Genomic DNA, 14,724 nt, shown 5'->3' on the forward strand with positions numbered 1-14,724 from the left:
ATCTTCGCCGACGAGCCGACCGGCAACCTCGACTCGGGCTCCGGTGCCGAGGTGCTGCGGATCCTCGCCGACCTGCACGCCTCCGGCACCACCATCGCGATCATCACCCACGACATGGAGGTGGCCGCCTGGTGCCCGCGCCAGATCAAGGTGCGCGACGGGGTGGTGTCGTGAAGCCCGCCCCGCTCAGCCTCATCGACGTGTTCCGCGTCGGCGCCGCAGGACTGCGCACCCGGCCCACCCGGGTGGTGCTGTCGGCGCTCGGCATCGCGATCGGCATCGCCACCATGGTCGCGGTGGTCGGCATCTCGTCCTCATCCCGTGAGCAGCTGATGCGCCAGCTCGACAGCCTCGGCACCAACCTGCTCACGGTCTCGGCCGGACGCACCCTGTTCGGGGAGGAGGCCAAGCTGCCCCTGGAGTCGGTCAGCATGGTCGAGCGGATGCCGCAGGTGCGCAAGGCGGGGGCGACCGGGCTGGTCGAGGCGACCGTACGGCGTACCGGGAACATTCCGGAGGCCGTCACCGGCGGGTTGTCCGTCCAGGCCGCCACCCCCTCGCTGCTCGCCACACTGGAGGGCAGCGTGTCCTCCGGTACCTGGCTGAACGCCGCCACGGCCGAGCAGCCCGCCGTCGTCCTCGGCGCCAAGGCCGCGGAGCGGCTCGGCATCGACAGGACCGGCGTGCGGGTGTGGATCGGCGGGCGCTGGTTCAGCGTCATCGGCATCCTCGGGCCGATGCCGCTGGCGCCCGAGGTCGAGCGCTCCGCGCTGGTCGGCTTCCCGTCCGCCGAACGTCACCTGGACTTCGACGGGCACCCGACCACGATCTACGAGCGGTCCGACGACGCCACCGTCGTCGCCGTCCGGGCGGCCCTGCCCCGTACGGTCAACCCGGAGAACCCCAGCGAGGTCGAGGTCAGCAGGCCGTCGGACGCGCTGGAGGCCAAGGCGGCGGCGGCCGACGCGTTCACGAACCTGCTGCTGAGCCTCGGCGCGGTCGCGCTGCTCGTCGGCGGGGTGGGTGTCGCGAACACGATGGTGATCTCGGTGCTCGAACGGCGCAAGGAGGTCGGGCTGCGGCGTTCGCTCGGCGCCACCAGGGGGCAGATCAGGGTGCAGTTCCTGGCCGAGTCGCTGCTGCTGTCGGGGCTCGGGGGGACGACCGGCGCGGTGCTCGGGGCCGTGGCCACGATCGTGTACGCGACCACCCAGGAGTGGACCGCCGTGGTGCCGCTCTGGTCGCTCGGCGGTGCCGTGGGGGCGACCCTGCTGATCGGCACGATCGCCGGAATCTACCCGGCGATGCGCGCCGCCCGCCTGTCGCCGACCGTCGCCCTCACCGGGTGAGCGTCTTGAGGGCCGTACAGCTTCCGTTCTGTACGGCCTCAGGCCGTGCGGCCGATCGCCTCGGTGATCGACTTGAGGCCGTGGCGGCGGACCCGGCGCGACAACTGCCGGTGGATGCGCGACGCCCAGAACGGGCCGTTGTAGATCCACCCGGTGTACCCCTGCACCAGGGTCGCACCCGCCAGCAGCCGCTCCCACACGTCGTCGACGTCCTCGACCCCGCCCACGGACACCAGCGTGATCCGGTCGCCCACCCGAGCGCGCAGCCGTCGTAGCACTGCCAGCGAGCGCGACTTGAGCGGCCGCCCGGACAAGCCGCCGGTCTCGCCCCGGTGGTCGATCGTGGTGTTGGTGGCGATGATGCCGTCGAGCCCCAGCTCAAGCGCGAGATCGGCGACCGCGTCGATGTCGTCGTCGGCGAGGTCCGGCGCGATCTTCACCAGCAGGGGAGTACGCCGAGGGGTGCCGTCCGCGACCTCCTTGACGGCCGCGAGCAACGGCCGCAGCAGATCGACGGCCTGAAGGTTGCGCAACCCGGGCGTGTTGGGCGAGCTGACGTTGACCACCAGGTAGTCGGCCAGCGGCGCGAGCTGCGCCGCGCTCGCCACGTAGTCGGCGGCGGCCTGCGCCTCCGGCACCACCTTCGTCTTGCCGATGTTGACCCCGACCACCACGGGCACCCCCCGCGTACGGCGCAGCCGCCGCGCCGCAGCGGCGGCCCCGTGGTTGTTGAACCCCATCCGGTTGACCAGCGCCCGCTCCCCGCTCAGCCGAAACAGGCGCGGCCGGGGGTTGCCCGGCTGGGCGTGCGCGGTGATGGTGCCGACCTCGACGTGCCCGAACCCGAGCGCCGCGACGGCCTCGGCACAGGCGGCGTCCTTGTCGAACCCGGCCGCGAGCCCGAACGGCCCCGGGAAGTGGACGCCGAACGCGCTGATCCGCAGCGCCGGATCGGTGGGCGCGAGCCACCGGAACAGCAGCCGCCGTACGAACGGCAGCACGGAGAGCACGGCCAGCGCGCGGACGGTCGCGTGGTGCACGGTCTCGGCGTCGAAGCGCCGCAGGACCTGCGTGAAGAGGAGACGGTACATCAGGGATCAGGCTACCAATCCGGCCTCGTAGGCGATGATCGCGGCCTGCACCCGGTTGCGGACGCCGAGCCGCGTGAGGATCGTGCTCACGTACGCCTTGACCGTACCCTCGACGATGAACAGCCGCCCGGCGATCTCGGCGTTCGACATCCCCGCGCCGACCAGCGCCAGCACCTCCCGCTCGCGCTCGGTGAGGACGGCGACGCGCTCCTTGGCGGCGCTGCCGCGCGACAGCCGCCCGCGCGACAGCGTGGTGATGACCCGGTGGGCGACCTTCGGCGACAGATAGGCGGCCCCGCCCGCGACGGCGTGCACCCCGGCGATCAGCTCGCGCGGGTCGCCGGACTTCAGCAGGAAGCCGCTGGCGCCCACGTCGAGCGCTGAGGCGATGTACTCGTCCTCGCCGAACGTGGTGAGCATCACCACGGCCACCCCCGGCGCCGCCCGCCTGATCTCGGCGGCGGCGGCCAGCCCGTCGAGCTTCGGCATGCGGATGTCGAGCAGCGCGACGTCCGGGTGGTGGCTGATGGCCAGATCGACGGCCTCGCGTCCGTCGGACGCCTCGGCGACCACGTCGAAGCCGGGGTCGGAGCCGAGGATGGCCTTGACCCCCGCCCTGATCATGATCTCGTCGTCGGCGAGGAGAATGCGAATCACCCCTCCATAGTGGCCTTCCAGTGGAGGAGCTGGCACAGCCCCACCAGGGCGGGCGGTATCGTCCGACGCATGAGCACTCACTATGACGTCGTCGTTCTCGGTGCGGGTCCTGGGGGATACACCGCCGCCGTCCGCGCTGCCCAGCTTGGCCTCAAGGTCGCCGTGGTCGAGGAGAAGTACTGGGGCGGCGTCTGCCTGAACGTGGGCTGCATCCCCTCCAAGGCGCTGCTGCGCAACGCCGAACTGGCCCACATCTTCACCAAGGAGGCCAAGACCTTCGGCATCAGCGGTGAGGTCACCTTCGACTACGGCGCCGCCTTCCAGCGCAGCCGCAAGGTGGCCGACGGCCGCGTCAAGGGCGTGCACTACCTGATGAAGAAGAACGCGATCACGGAGTACGACGGCCGTGGCACGTTCCTCGACGCCAACACCCTCCAGGTGAACGGCGAGACCATCACCTTCTCGCACTGCATCATCGCCACGGGCACCACGACCCGGCTGATCCCCGGCACTCAGTTGTCGGAGCGCGTGGTCACCTACGAGGAGCAGATCCTCACCGAGGAACTGCCCAGCAGCATCATCATCGCGGGCGCGGGCGCCATCGGCGTCGAGTTCGCGTACGTGCTGCACAACTACGGCGTCAAGGTGACGATCGTCGAGTTCCTCGACCGCATGGTGCCGCTGGAGGACGAGGAGGTCTCGGCGGAACTGGCCAAGCGCTACAAGCGGCTCGGCATCGAGGTGCACACCGCGACGAAGGTCGAGAGCATCCAGGACACCGGCCAGAGCGTCCGGGTGACGGTCTCCAAGGACGGCGCCCAGCACGTGCTGGAGGCCGACAAGGTGCTCCAGGCGATCGGCTTCCAGCCGCGCGTCGAGGGCTACGGCCTGGACCGGACCGGGGTGGCGCTGACCGAGCGCGGCGCCATCGCCGTCGACGGCAGGGGCCGCACGAACGTGCCGCACATCTTCGCTATCGGCGACGTGACGGCCAAGCTGATGCTGGCCCACGCGGCCGAGGCGATGGGCACCGTCGCCGCCGAGACGATCGGCGGGGCGGAGACGATGGAGATCGACTTCGTCATGGTCCCGAGGGCGACGTACTGCCAGCCGCAGATCGCCAGCTTCGGCTACACCGAGACGCAGGCCCGCGACCTGGGCTACGACGTGAAGGTGCAGAAGTTCCCCTTCACCGCCAACGGCAAGGCGCACGGCCTCGGCGACGCCAACGGCTTCGTCAAGATCATCGCCGACGACACGCACGGCGAGATCCTGGGCGCCCACCTGATCGGCCCCGAGGTCACCGAACTCCTGCCCGAGCTGACGCTGGCCCAGCAGTGGGACCTCACGGTCCACGAGGTGGGCCGCAACATCCACGCCCACCCGACCCTCGGCGAAGCCGTGAAGGAAGCCGTCCACGGCCTCGCCGGCCACATGATCAACATGTGAGACTTCCCGCGCGTCCGAGCCCCTGGGGTCACCGCGACCTCGGGGGCTTCGTGTGCTCTTGGCGCGGAGGGTGTCGCACTCTCGGTGCGGGGGAGACGCGTACGCGGACCGGTGGTGTGGGTTTCGCCGGTGATGGAGAACACACGCTGCCCTCCCCGCGTTGCGATGCCGTCCCCTCCGGAAGGGGGGGTATGCCATGACGCTAGGAAGGGCGCGCGACGGATTCAAGGACTTTGCTGCGCTTTGCTCATGACGAGGGCTCGTTCGTCAGTCGTGCCACTTCCAGTGCGATCAGGTCGCTCGCGTCACGACCATGGACGGCGGAGCGTGCGAAGGAGTCGAACGCCTTCGCGTACAACGCGATCTCGTGAGGCTGGACCACCTTGAGCTCTGCGGAAAGCGTCTCCACGAGGACCATGCGCTCGTCGAACATCCAGAAACCGTGGAACGGCGTCACCTCGTACGGGGCACGGGCCGGGATGACGCCCAGCCGTAGCCGGGGCAGCGTCATCAGCGTCAGCAGCCGCTCCAACTGGCCGATCATGGTGGAACGGTCGTCGCTGTGCGTCTGGAGAGCCGCGTGGGCGAGCACCATGTGAAATCTGCGGTCGCCTCGGTAGAGGACCTTCTGTCTTTCGAGGCGGGCGGCGACGCCGCTTTCGAGGTCGTCGGGAATCCCGTAATAGGAGATGATCTTGCGGAGGATCATCCGGGCGTACTCCTCGGTCTGGAGCAGCCCGGGGATGACGGTCGGCTGGAAGACGCGCAGGAGGTAGGTTTCGTCCTCCCAAGCGACCTGGTTCTGCTGGCGGCGCCGGGTTCCGGATCTGAGCTGCCGTCGCCATTCCACATACTGCGTTTCCATGGTGCGGACCGCCGCGACGAGGTCGGGAACGTGCTGCTCGGCATGGGTGTGGAGACACCAGAGGCGGATGTCGGCCTCGCTCGGCGCCTGTTTGCCGTACTCGATCTTCGACACCTTGCTGGACTGCCAGCCCGCGAGGGCGGACAGGGCCACGCCGGTCAGGCCCGCGTCTCGCCGCAGGTCTCGTAGTCGCGCGCCCAACGCCTCGCGGGCCTGGTTCGGACTGCTCGCCAAAGCTGCTGCTCACGCTCCGTCGTGCAGTCTGGCGAACTCGTCACGGTCCACCGCGCCCCTCCACGCGATGTCCCGCCAGGCGCGATGCCGGGCCACCACGTCAGGGTCGGTGACCAGTTCCGCGCCCAGCAGGGAGTCGTCGTGGTCGAAGTGGAGGAAGGCGACCCGTGCCGAGTCGAACAGCCAGGAGTCGTGCTCCGGTAGTCCCAGTTCGACGGCCTGGTCGCGGCTCAGGTAGCGGATGTCCTCGCCCGCCGCCAGGTTCCCCTGGACGCTCCACAGCGCGTATCGCGAGTAATCCTTGAGCGGCACCGTGACGATGCGTACGCGCTGGAACACCTTTCCCTGCCCGGTCTTGTCCCGGACGGACTCCAGCCAGGGCCGTGTGTGCAGGTACCGTGTGTCGGGTTGTCCCCGCCGGAAGCTCTCGACAGCGGAGTGTTCGTCCGGCGAGTTGTATCGGTCGCGCGCTTCCTGTCGGTACGCGGATCCGGCGAAAGAGTCGAACAGGTCGAGGAACTCCCGACCCGAGATCAGCCTCGTCACCGGTTCTCCGTGAAGTACCTGAGCAGTTCTTTGGGAATCTCCACCACCGTCTCGTCGGGAGCCAGGTTCACCAGTCCGGCGAGCGCCTCCGGGTCTGAGACGATCTTGCCTTGCACGATGAACGTCCGACGGTCCGTGTCGTAGGCGGCGGGGCAGCCGCCACCGTCTGAAGTCGTGCCCAGGAACCTCACTTTCATGATTCTCCTCGGTTTGCTGGGTTTTCTCGACACCTGTGATGGTGAGAGGTGGCGAGGAAGTCGTCAAGCCCCAGGAGGCGGTCAGTACGTCAGGGCGATGCCCACGCTCACCAGGGAGACGAAGCAGGCGGCGGTGCGGAGGGTGTTGAAGGCGGTCCACCTCGGGGAGTAGCGGGCGAAGGGCAGGGTGCCCTGGTCCAGGGCGTTGTTCATGGGTACGTTGGCCACCACGGTCACCAGGAACGAGCCGACGAAGTTGACCCCGGCGGCGACGAAGTACCACGTGGCGGCGGGGCCGTCGGTGAGCAGGCCGGTGATCAGTGCGGCCACCGGCGCCCCCATGAAGGGCAGGAACAGCCACGGGTTGAGGATCTTCCGGTTGATGCTGCGCATCACGGCCTCGGCCTGCGCGGGCTCGACCGCGTTCAGGCCGGGCATCACGGACATGGAGAAGGCGTAGAAGAGCCCGGCGATGGCGCCGTGCAGTACCAGGGTGAGGAGCGCGAGAACCGTCATAGGCTCATCGTGGCCCACCTCCGGTGAGACGGTCCATGGCTCATACGCTGATCCGCATACGAGGGCGTCTATCTCAGCCGGGCTTCCATGCCGGTGATGAGCAGGTCGAGGCCGAACTCGAAGCGGGCGTCGCCGTCTCCGGCGGTCATCTCCTCGACGTACCCGGTCAGGTGGGGGAAGCGGTCGGCGGGCAGGGTGCGGTAGTAGTCCGCGATGCGGGTGGCGAACTCCTCCATGTACGCCCCGGGGTCGGTGACCCCGGCGGCCCGCATCCTGGCGAAGTGCTGCGAGCCCTCGAAGGCGTCGGCCGTGATGTACAGGGCCAGCCGGTCGACGGCGAACGACGCTTCCCTCGGGCTCATGCCCGCGCCGACCAGCAGCCCCATCATCCACTCGCCGACCCGTAGCGCGTTCGGCCCGGTGGGGACGTTGGCGACGGCGATCCTGGCCACGTCGCCGTACTGCGCCAGGATGCGCAGGGCCTCCATCGCGTAGCCGCGCAGTTGCCGCTGCCACTGGGCGGGGTCGGGTTCGGGCAGGTGGATCTCGCCGAGCACGCGGTCGAAGATGAGCTCCAGCAGCTCTTCCTTGTTGGACACGTGGGCGTAGAGGGACGCGGGGCCGGTGTCGAGGGCTTGGGCGACCCGTCGCATGCTCAGGGCCTCCGAGCCGTCCGTGACGAGGATCCGCAGCCCGGTTTCGACGATGACGTCCTGGCTGAGCTGGGTCTTGGCCCGCTTGCGCGCCGTGCGCCAGGGCGGGGTGGGCACCGTCATCGAGACTCCCTCCGGTCGGTCCGCGAACATCGTATTTGACACGAACAGTGTTCGACATTAGAACAGTGTTTGCGACGAACGCTGTTCGTTCTAAGAACGATGTTCCCTCAAGGAGCCCCCCATGACCACCACCGTCCCCGAAGAGACCGCGCATCCGTACCGCCGGCGCTGGGCCGCGCTCTTCGTCGTGCTCGCCGCCGAGGCCATGGATCTCCTCGCTGCTGACGCTGACGTTCGGGCTGTCGTTCCTGCTGCCGCGCTTCGCCAGGCACACGTCACACTGACCCCATGGGCGGGCATACGCTGGGTCACATGAGCACCACGTACACCGTCACGGGCATGACCTGCGGCCACTGCGTCGCCTCCGTCAAGGAGGAGGTCGGAGAGGTCCCGGGCGTCACGGACGTCGAGGTCGACCTCCCCACCGGCCGCGTCGAGATCGCCGGCGCCGCCGACGACGCGCTGATCCGCAAGGCGATCGAAGAAGCCGGCTACTCCGTAGCCTGACTCTCTGTTACGGCGAAGCCGCCCCACGCCTCCCGCCGTCGCCGGTGACCGGCCTCCAAGGCGCTCCTCCTCTGACCACACCCGCCACGTGACGACTCCGCTGTCACGCCCCGGAACGGGCCAAGGGCGGAGTCGTCACGGCGAGGTGGCCTCGCGGGGCGGAGCGTGCCCCTGGAGCGCCCTGAGAGGGCGGCGGCGGGTGGTGTGAGGGGGCTGGGCCGTAAAGGGCCGTAAAGGGAAGGCCCCGAACACCACCGGCGGCTTGGCGGTGACGGAAAGCGCCGAACACCACCGGCTGCCTGGCCGTGATGGAAGGCCCCGAACTACCTCAGGACTTGAGGTAGTTCTGCACCCCGTCCGCCAGAGCCTCGGCGAGGCGCTGGCGGAAGGCCGGGTTCTGGAACTTCGCCGCCTCGCCCGGGTTCTTCATGTTGCCCGCCTCGACCAGCACCTTCGGCACCGTGGACAGGTTCAGGCCGCCCAGGTCGTCGCGGAAGTCGAGGCCCTTGCGGCCGATGTAGGTCGAATAGGGCAGCCCGGTCTCCTTGGCGATGGAGTCGCGCAGATCGACGCCGAGCCGCCGGGAGGCGCCGACGACCGGATCGACCGGCCCGCCGATCTTCTCCGGCATGATGATGTGGAAGCCCTTGTTGCCCGGCGCCGACCCGTCGGCGTGGACCGACACGGCCGCGTCCGCCTTGGCCTTGTTGCCGATGGCCGCCCGCTCGGTGATGCACGGGCCGACGCCGTCGTTGCTCGACCTGGTCAGCTTGACCGTGGCCCCCCGCTCCTTGAGGAGCTTGGCGAACCGGTTGGAGACGTCCCACGTGAAGGCCGCCTCGGTGTAACCGTTGGTGGTCTCGGTGCCCGTGGTGTCGCACGCCTTCCACTTGGTCAGCACGTTGACCTTGCGGTTGATGGCCTTCGGGTCACGGTAGTTGCCGCCGTTGTGGCCGGGGTCGATGACGACGACCTTGCCGGTCAACGGCGCCGAGGATGTCGCGGGAGCGGCGGCCTGGCCCGCTGCCTGATGGGCGGCGGCCTGACCGGCCCCGCTGGACGCGGCCCCTGCCGGTGTTCCTCCACTGGCGCCGCACGCGGCCGAGGCCAGGCCGGCGAGGGCGAGGGCGGTTACAGGTAGTGCACGCATGCACCCCAATTTACGTCACCAGACGTGCTCGCCCACGTCCTGGCGCTGAAGCAGGGCCGCCAGTTCCCTGGCGTCCTCCGCGTCGAGGCCCAGTACCACGCGGGGACGACCCCACGGGTGGTCGAGCGAATGGGCGACGTAACTCGCCACTGATTCGGCGCCGAGATCGGAACCCCCGCCCCGACCTGCTCGCCATTGTGCCCAGGCGCGCTCAAGCTCGGACGCCGCGCGCTGGGCACAGGACACCAGTTCTGGATCGCGCATGACTGCTCCCCCCGGATCAAACGCCATGACGTTGACGAGTAAACAGGGGAGACACGCCGTGGTCGCCGGGTTGACCAGGCTTTGGACAGCTCTTAGGCGGGGCCCGTGCTCCGCCGTACGATCAGTTCGGGGGTGACCTGCCGCAGCCGTGCTAGCTTGCCCGGATCGCCTATCCGGTCGCTGAGCAGTGCGGCCGCCGACCGGCCCATGGTTCGGCGAGGCTGGTCGACCGAGGTCAGCGAGATGTGGCGCGACGCCGACAGGTGCGTGTTGTCGTAGCCGACCACGGACAGGTCCTCGGGGACCCGCAGCCCCAGTTCGTGCGCCGCGGTGAGGACACCCAGCGCGACCACGTCGTTGGCCGCGAAAACGGCCGTCGGGCGTGGTTCGCGGGTCAGCAGCGCCACGGCCGCCTCCCTGCCGCCGTCCTCGGTGCTGACCGCGTGCTCGACCATGATGTACGGCGCGAGCGCGTGCCTGCGCATCGCCACGAGGTAGCCCTCGCAGCGTGAGGACTTGGTGCCCTCGATGTGGGCGATGCGCTTGTGGCCCAGGTCGACCAGATGGTCGATGGCCAGCCGCGCGCCCAGTTGGTCGTCGTCGACCACGATGTCGACGCCGTCGATCTCGATGTCGCGCTCGCCGACGACGACCGTCGGCGTGTACGACGTCGCCTCGATGAGCGTCTCGCTGGTCGGGGCGATTCCTAACAGCACGAGTCCGTCGACGCGCAGTTCGAGGAAGGCTTCGACGGCCTCGTCCTCGAACGCCGGATCCCACTGGCTGTTGCCGATGAGCATGCGCAGCCCGTCGCCGTGCAGGCTCTCCTGGAGGCCGTCGAGGAACTCGGCGTAGAACGGGTTGTGCAGGTCGGCGACGAGCGCTCCGACGAGATGGGTCCTGCCTTCGACGAGACTTCGCGCGACGGCGTTGGGTCGGTAACCGAGCTCACGCGCAGCCTGGAGCACGGCCTGCCGCCGGTGCTCGCTGACGTGAGGCGAGCCGCGGAGCACCAGGGACACCAGCGATTTGGAGACGCCCGCGCGCTCGGCGACGTTCCTGATCGTGGGCCTGGGCCGCGGCAAGGTGTCTACCTCGGCGATGGTCGTGTTGACGGGTGGTCCTGACATGTGTCTCCCCCGCGATGCGGATACGGGCACCTGTCTTCCCAAACGATCGAGTGCGCCGCAGGGTACGGCCTCGCCGCAAGTGAAGCTTCAGGTTGACGCCCCGGATGGGTCAACGCTATTGGGCGCGGGGTCGGATAGTGTGCGGTTTGTGACACCCGGGAAGTCGGCCGAGGCAGCGCGCCCTGCTCGGCGCAGACTGAGCGTCGACAGACGCCGCGAGGAGCTCATGGCCGCGGCCCTGGAGTTGTTCAGCAAGCGCGACGCCGAAGACGTCTCGATCGACGACGTGGCCTCGGCGGCGGGAGCCTCGCGCGCACTCGTCTATCACTACTTCGGCGGCAAGCAGGAGTTGTACGTCGCGGCGCTGCGCAGCGCGGCGGACCAGTTGGAGTCACGGCTGCGCCCCCAGCGGGACGGCAGGCCGCTTGAGGAGCTGGCCGCCGGTCTCGGAAGGTACTTCGACTTCGTGGAGGAACACGCGGCGGGCTTCGCCGCACTGCTGCGCGGCGGGCCGGCCAACCGGGCGGGCGAGGTCGGCGAGATCGTCGACGGCGTCCGCCGGCGGCTGTTCCGGCTCATCCTGAAGCAGATGCACGTGGCCGATGCCGGCCCCGTGCTGCGCACCACGTTGCGGTCGTGGATCGCCTCGGTCGAGACCGCGGGACTCGACTGGCTCGAACTCCGCGACATCGAGCGTCCCGAGCTCGAACGCCTGCTGGTCGATCAGATGGTCGCCCTGCTCGGTGTCGCGGCGGGCTACGACGCCGAGGTGCGCTCTCTCGTCGACGACCTCGCCAAGGAGCGGACCGCCTGACCCGGCTGGGAAGGATGGCGCCGGGCGGGCGGCGCCAACTCCCGTCGGTGTCTCCCTGGGTGAGGGCGACAGGATGACGTCACGCGGGTGGACCCGGCGGCGAACCTGGCCCACCGTGTAACCCCCCTTAGGTCCGTGACTGTCCCGGTTTCACTCCGAGCGCTGCTGCGGGATACCCGCCAGCAGTGCCCGGACCTCGGTCTCCCGGTAGCGCCGGTGACCGCCGAGGGTGCGAATCGACGTCAGTTTCCCCGCCTTGGCCCACCGGGTGACGGTCTTGGGGTCGACCCTGAACATGGTCGCGACCTCAGCGGGCGTGAGCAGCGGCTCGGCCTCGGGTGTACGAGCTGACATTTGTGCGGCCTCTCCTCCGTGTGGACCGGCATCTGCGATCCTGCGACTGCGTTTGCGCGTGTCACGGATGTCCCCCTATGGCCCAGAGCGTGCGGCTTTTCTGAGCCATATGCGGCATCACCCGAAGTGACCATACAGCCACGCAGAGCGATTGGCGAGACCTTCTTTGGTCCAACCTGCCCGCCTGCATGGCGATGTCACGCTCGGTGATTCTAGCGACACGTTTCGTGGTATCGCAGTGAAAACGGCAAACTACTCAGTTCGCAGAAGCCAGCAGGCGTGACACGTGACCTACGCATGCCGTGCTCTTGCAGGTCACGCCCCTTGTATGGCGTTCAGTTGGCAGATTCCAGATGTTGCATTGACTTCCAGCGAAGGATCACCCGCTGATACATCGCGAACGCAAGTTCTTCTTGACCCGTGTCCAGCCCCGTCAGTGCGGCGGCCAGCTCCGCGACCGACTGGTCGGCCTGGAGCGCGTCGTCGTCCATCAGATGGACCAGTCCGCCGTAGTCGAGTTCGACCAGGCTGTGGGGGTGGAACTCCTCCAGCCAGCGCGCGACGTCCTCGACGTCGAGCCCGGCGGCGACGTCGCCGAGATGCTTGCGCAGCACCTGCAGCGCCCGCGCCGAGCGCCTGCGCGCCTGCGCCATGGAGGTGACGTAGATGAGGTTACGCCCCGTGGCCGTCGTCAGATCCTGGGATGGGGACGCCGAGCCGAGCACCAGCCAGCGCTCGTTGGCGTCGAAGGGGACGAACCAGGCCGGTGGCACGTGCCACGTCGTCGTCCTGATGTGGGTACGCAGCACGGAGGCGCCGCCGCCGCGCTTGTACCTGTCGAAGTCGTCGGCCGTCTGGTCGGCCACGGCGCTCGGGACGAAACGGTCCATCAGCTTCACGGGAGTGCTCCCGCGCAGCCGTGAGAACGCCAGCCACGAGCGCAGCCGCGTCTGCCAGGGGCAGACGTACAGGCGGTCCTCGACGCGGCGCAGGTACGCGTTCGGGCTCTCCTGCGCGGGTGCGGGGTGCGGTGGCACGGCGAGCAGCCGGCGCACGGACTCGCCGTGCTCGGCGCGCAGCGCGTTGGCCCGGCGGGGGCGATCGCGCGAGTCGGCGTACTCGGACCAGGCCTTGCGGTCGGACTCACTGAACGCGGTCAGCGGCTCATAGACGCGGAGGTACGCGGCGTAGGGCAGCACGGAAGGCATCGTGTCATGAAGACCACCGGCATGCACCGTTCCGGCCACTACGCTGAGAGGTGATCTCCGCTGCGAAGAGGCAGCGGACCGGACAGGGAGTCACTACCGTGACCGACGTCTTCGGCTCGTCCCACAAGGACGTTCACGAACAGGTCGTCTTCTGCGCCGACCAGCAGAGCGGCCTTCGCGCGATCATCGCGATCCACAACACCCGGCTCGGCCCCGCCCTCGGGGGTACCAGGTTCTATCCGTACGGAAGCGAGCAGGAAGCCCTCGCCGACGTGCTCAACCTGGCCAAGGGCATGGCCTACAAGAACGCGCTGGCGGGGCTCGACCTCGGCGGCGGCAAGGCCGTCATCATCGGCGACCCCGCGACGGACAAGTCGGAGGCGCTGCTGCGCGCCTACGGCCGCTTCGTCCAGTCGCTGGCCGGCCGCTACATCACCGCCTGCGACGTGGGCACCTACAGCGAGGACATGGACGTCATCGCCCGCGAGAGCTCGTACGTCACCGGACGCACGACCGAGCACGGCGGTGCGGGCGACTCCTCGATCCTCACGGCCTACGGCGTCTTCCAGGGCATGCGCGCGGCCGCGGAGCGGGTCTTCGGCACCCCGTCGCTGCATGGCAGGCGCATCGGCGTCGAGGGCGTCGGCAAGGTGGGCAGCCGCCTGGTCGACCACCTGGTCGAGGACGGCGCCGAGGTGGTGGTCTGCGACGTCAGCGCCGAGGCGGTCGAACGCGTGCGCGTCCGCCACCCGCAGGTCGAGACGGTGGCCGGCGCCGCCGAGCTGACCGGTGCGGACCTCGACGTCTTCGCCCCGTGCGCACTCGGCGGCGCGCTGACCGACTCCGTCGTCGACCGGCTGCGGGCGAAGGTCGTCTGCGGCGGCGCCAACAACCAGCTCGCCCATTCCGGCGTCGAGAAGCAACTGGCCGAGCGCGGCATCCTGTACGCGCCCGACTACGTGGTCAACTCGGGCGGAGTCATCCAGGTAGCCGATGAGATCGAGGGGTTCGACATGGATCGGGCGCGCGCCAGGGCGGCCCGTATCTACGACACCACCTTGAAGATCTTCTCGATCGCTTCCGAGGAAGGCGTACCTCCGGCGGTCGCAGCGGATAGGCTGGCAGAGCGCAGAATGTCGGAAGTCGGGCGGATTCGGGGCATTTGGCTGGGAGGCTGACGCCCCATGTCCATACGGCGTACCGAGCTGGGCACAAAACAGGTACGGTAATAGGCGAACAAGAGACTGACGCCCGACAACGGCGGCGTCAGTATGTGGTGCGTTAGCGACGAGGGGTCGGGGACGACCCCACACGAGGGGGTCGAGCCAATGGGGCGCGGCCGAGCAAAGGCCAAGCAGGTCAAGGTTGCTCGCCAGCTGAAGTACAACAGCGGTGGCACAGATCTTGATCGTCTTCGCGACGAACTCGGGGTCAAAGACTCCGACCACGACGATGCCGACGACCGCACCGATGAGTTGGCGGATCGCTATGCCGACTACGCGGACGACTACGGCAACGACGATGACGATCGCCCGTCCGGCCGCCGTTAGCCGTTCTCCCGGCTGAGTTTCTTCTCACAGGGCACCCGGTGTGACAAATCACACCGGGTGCCCGTGT

The 14,724-nt window shown here is 68.9% G+C and carries 19 protein-coding genes; 7 read left to right on the forward strand and 12 right to left on the reverse strand.

The genetic code is table 11. The features are described 5' to 3' along the window. The first annotated feature begins 170 nt into the window (after window positions 1-170). The gene (locus ABD120_RS29470) at window positions 171-1,349 is read left to right on the forward strand and encodes an ABC transporter permease (RefSeq protein WP_343953414.1); all 1,179 of its coding nucleotides are present in this window, start codon (window positions 171-173) and stop codon (window positions 1,347-1,349) included. 38 nt (window positions 1,350-1,387) lie between these two features. On the opposite strand, the gene ABD120_RS29475 is transcribed toward ABD120_RS29470, so the two are convergent. Together ABD120_RS29475 and ABD120_RS29480 are read right to left on the reverse strand one after the other, a co-directional pair. Further along, window positions 1,388-2,440 carry a quinone-dependent dihydroorotate dehydrogenase gene (locus ABD120_RS29475; RefSeq protein WP_343953416.1) on the reverse strand — a complete coding sequence of 351 codons (1,053 nt, stop codon included), beginning with the start codon at window positions 2,438-2,440 and terminating at the stop codon, window positions 1,388-1,390. 6 nt (window positions 2,441-2,446) lie between these two features. Then, window positions 2,447-3,097, reverse strand: coding sequence for a response regulator (locus tag ABD120_RS29480; RefSeq protein WP_343953417.1), 651 nt, complete (start codon window positions 3,095-3,097; stop codon window positions 2,447-2,449). A 69-nt stretch (window positions 3,098-3,166) separates the two neighbouring features. Between ABD120_RS29480 and lpdA the strand changes: the two genes are divergently transcribed. Continuing rightward, window positions 3,167-4,546, forward strand: a complete 1,380-nt coding sequence (gene lpdA, locus ABD120_RS29485) for a dihydrolipoyl dehydrogenase (protein ID WP_343953419.1) — start codon at window positions 3,167-3,169, stop codon at window positions 4,544-4,546. A 247-nt stretch (window positions 4,547-4,793) separates the two neighbouring features. Here the strand turns inward: lpdA and ABD120_RS29490 are convergent, their stop codons facing one another. From ABD120_RS29490 to ABD120_RS29510, 5 genes are all read right to left on the reverse strand, one after another. Beyond that, complete coding sequence (locus ABD120_RS29490) at window positions 4,794-5,645, reverse strand: helix-turn-helix domain-containing protein (RefSeq protein ID WP_343953420.1); 852 nt, start codon at window positions 5,643-5,645, stop codon at window positions 4,794-4,796. A 9-nt stretch (window positions 5,646-5,654) separates the two neighbouring features. After that, window positions 5,655-6,191 (reverse strand): DUF6879 family protein, encoded by a 537-nt coding sequence (locus tag ABD120_RS29495; RefSeq protein ID WP_343953421.1) that lies wholly within the window; start codon window positions 6,189-6,191, stop codon window positions 5,655-5,657. Then, window positions 6,188-6,388 carry a hypothetical protein gene (locus ABD120_RS29500; protein ID WP_343953422.1) on the reverse strand — a complete coding sequence of 67 codons (201 nt, stop codon included), beginning with the start codon at window positions 6,386-6,388 and terminating at the stop codon, window positions 6,188-6,190. Before ABD120_RS29500 ends, ABD120_RS29495 begins: the two co-directional genes overlap by 4 nt. Before the next feature lie 81 nt (window positions 6,389-6,469). Beyond that, window positions 6,470-6,904, reverse strand: coding sequence for an anthrone oxygenase family protein (locus ABD120_RS29505; RefSeq protein ID WP_343953423.1), 435 nt, complete (start codon window positions 6,902-6,904; stop codon window positions 6,470-6,472). A 68-nt stretch (window positions 6,905-6,972) separates the two neighbouring features. After that, entirely contained in the window at window positions 6,973-7,680 is a 708-nt protein-coding gene (locus ABD120_RS29510) for a TetR/AcrR family transcriptional regulator (RefSeq protein ID WP_343953424.1), read from the reverse strand. A 121-nt stretch (window positions 7,681-7,801) separates the two neighbouring features. On the opposite strand from ABD120_RS29510, the gene ABD120_RS29515 reads away from it, so the two are divergent. Together ABD120_RS29515 and ABD120_RS29520 are read left to right on the forward strand one after the other, a co-directional pair. Next, window positions 7,802-7,996 (forward strand): hypothetical protein, encoded by a 195-nt coding sequence (locus ABD120_RS29515; RefSeq protein ID WP_343953425.1) that lies wholly within the window; start codon window positions 7,802-7,804, stop codon window positions 7,994-7,996. After that, window positions 7,993-8,187, forward strand: coding sequence for a heavy-metal-associated domain-containing protein (locus tag ABD120_RS29520; RefSeq protein WP_343953426.1), 195 nt, complete (start codon window positions 7,993-7,995; stop codon window positions 8,185-8,187). Before ABD120_RS29515 ends, ABD120_RS29520 begins: the two co-directional genes overlap by 4 nt. Window positions 8,188-8,515: 328 nt before the next feature. Here ABD120_RS29520 and ABD120_RS29525 read toward each other — a convergent pair whose 3' ends face one another. The 3 genes from ABD120_RS29525 to ABD120_RS29535 all read right to left on the reverse strand — a co-directional run bounded on the left by ABD120_RS29525 (window position 8,516) and on the right by ABD120_RS29535 (window position 10,731). Then, window positions 8,516-9,337, reverse strand: coding sequence for an N-acetylmuramoyl-L-alanine amidase (locus ABD120_RS29525; protein ID WP_343953427.1), 822 nt, complete (start codon window positions 9,335-9,337; stop codon window positions 8,516-8,518). Between the two features lie 15 nt (window positions 9,338-9,352). Beyond that, entirely contained in the window at window positions 9,353-9,601 is a 249-nt protein-coding gene (locus ABD120_RS29530; protein ID WP_343953428.1) for a hypothetical protein, read from the reverse strand. A 92-nt stretch (window positions 9,602-9,693) separates the two neighbouring features. After that, on the reverse strand, window positions 9,694-10,731 hold the full coding sequence (locus ABD120_RS29535) for a LacI family DNA-binding transcriptional regulator (RefSeq protein ID WP_343953429.1): 1,038 nt from the start codon (window positions 10,729-10,731) through the stop codon (window positions 9,694-9,696). A gap of 148 nt (window positions 10,732-10,879) precedes the next feature. Here ABD120_RS29535 and ABD120_RS29540 point away from each other — a divergent pair, with 148 nt between their 5' ends. Next, complete coding sequence (locus ABD120_RS29540; RefSeq protein ID WP_343953430.1) at window positions 10,880-11,545, forward strand: TetR/AcrR family transcriptional regulator; 666 nt, start codon at window positions 10,880-10,882, stop codon at window positions 11,543-11,545. A 150-nt stretch (window positions 11,546-11,695) separates the two neighbouring features. On the opposite strand, the gene bldC is transcribed toward ABD120_RS29540, so the two are convergent. Together bldC and ABD120_RS29550 are read right to left on the reverse strand one after the other, a co-directional pair. Next, window positions 11,696-11,899: a developmental transcriptional regulator BldC gene (gene bldC / locus ABD120_RS29545; protein WP_013133571.1), complete on the reverse strand. Its 204-nt coding sequence runs from the start codon at window positions 11,897-11,899 to the stop codon at window positions 11,696-11,698. A 335-nt stretch (window positions 11,900-12,234) separates the two neighbouring features. Beyond that, on the reverse strand, window positions 12,235-13,098 hold the full coding sequence (locus ABD120_RS29550) for a DUF8083 family protein (RefSeq protein ID WP_343953432.1): 864 nt from the start codon (window positions 13,096-13,098) through the stop codon (window positions 12,235-12,237). A 107-nt stretch (window positions 13,099-13,205) separates the two neighbouring features. Here ABD120_RS29550 and ABD120_RS29555 point away from each other — a divergent pair, with 107 nt between their 5' ends. Both ABD120_RS29555 and ABD120_RS29560 read left to right on the forward strand, forming a co-directional pair. After that, window positions 13,206-14,285 (forward strand): Glu/Leu/Phe/Val family dehydrogenase, encoded by a 1,080-nt coding sequence (locus ABD120_RS29555; protein ID WP_343953433.1) that lies wholly within the window; start codon window positions 13,206-13,208, stop codon window positions 14,283-14,285. A gap of 150 nt (window positions 14,286-14,435) precedes the next feature. Then, on the forward strand, window positions 14,436-14,657 hold the full coding sequence (locus tag ABD120_RS29560) for a DUF3073 domain-containing protein (RefSeq protein ID WP_343953435.1): 222 nt from the start codon (window positions 14,436-14,438) through the stop codon (window positions 14,655-14,657). The last annotated feature ends 67 nt before the right edge of the window (window positions 14,658-14,724 follow it).

Source organism: Nonomuraea longicatena, from assembly GCF_039525605.1.
Lineage (GTDB): Bacteria > Actinomycetota > Actinomycetes > Streptosporangiales > Streptosporangiaceae > Nonomuraea > Nonomuraea longicatena.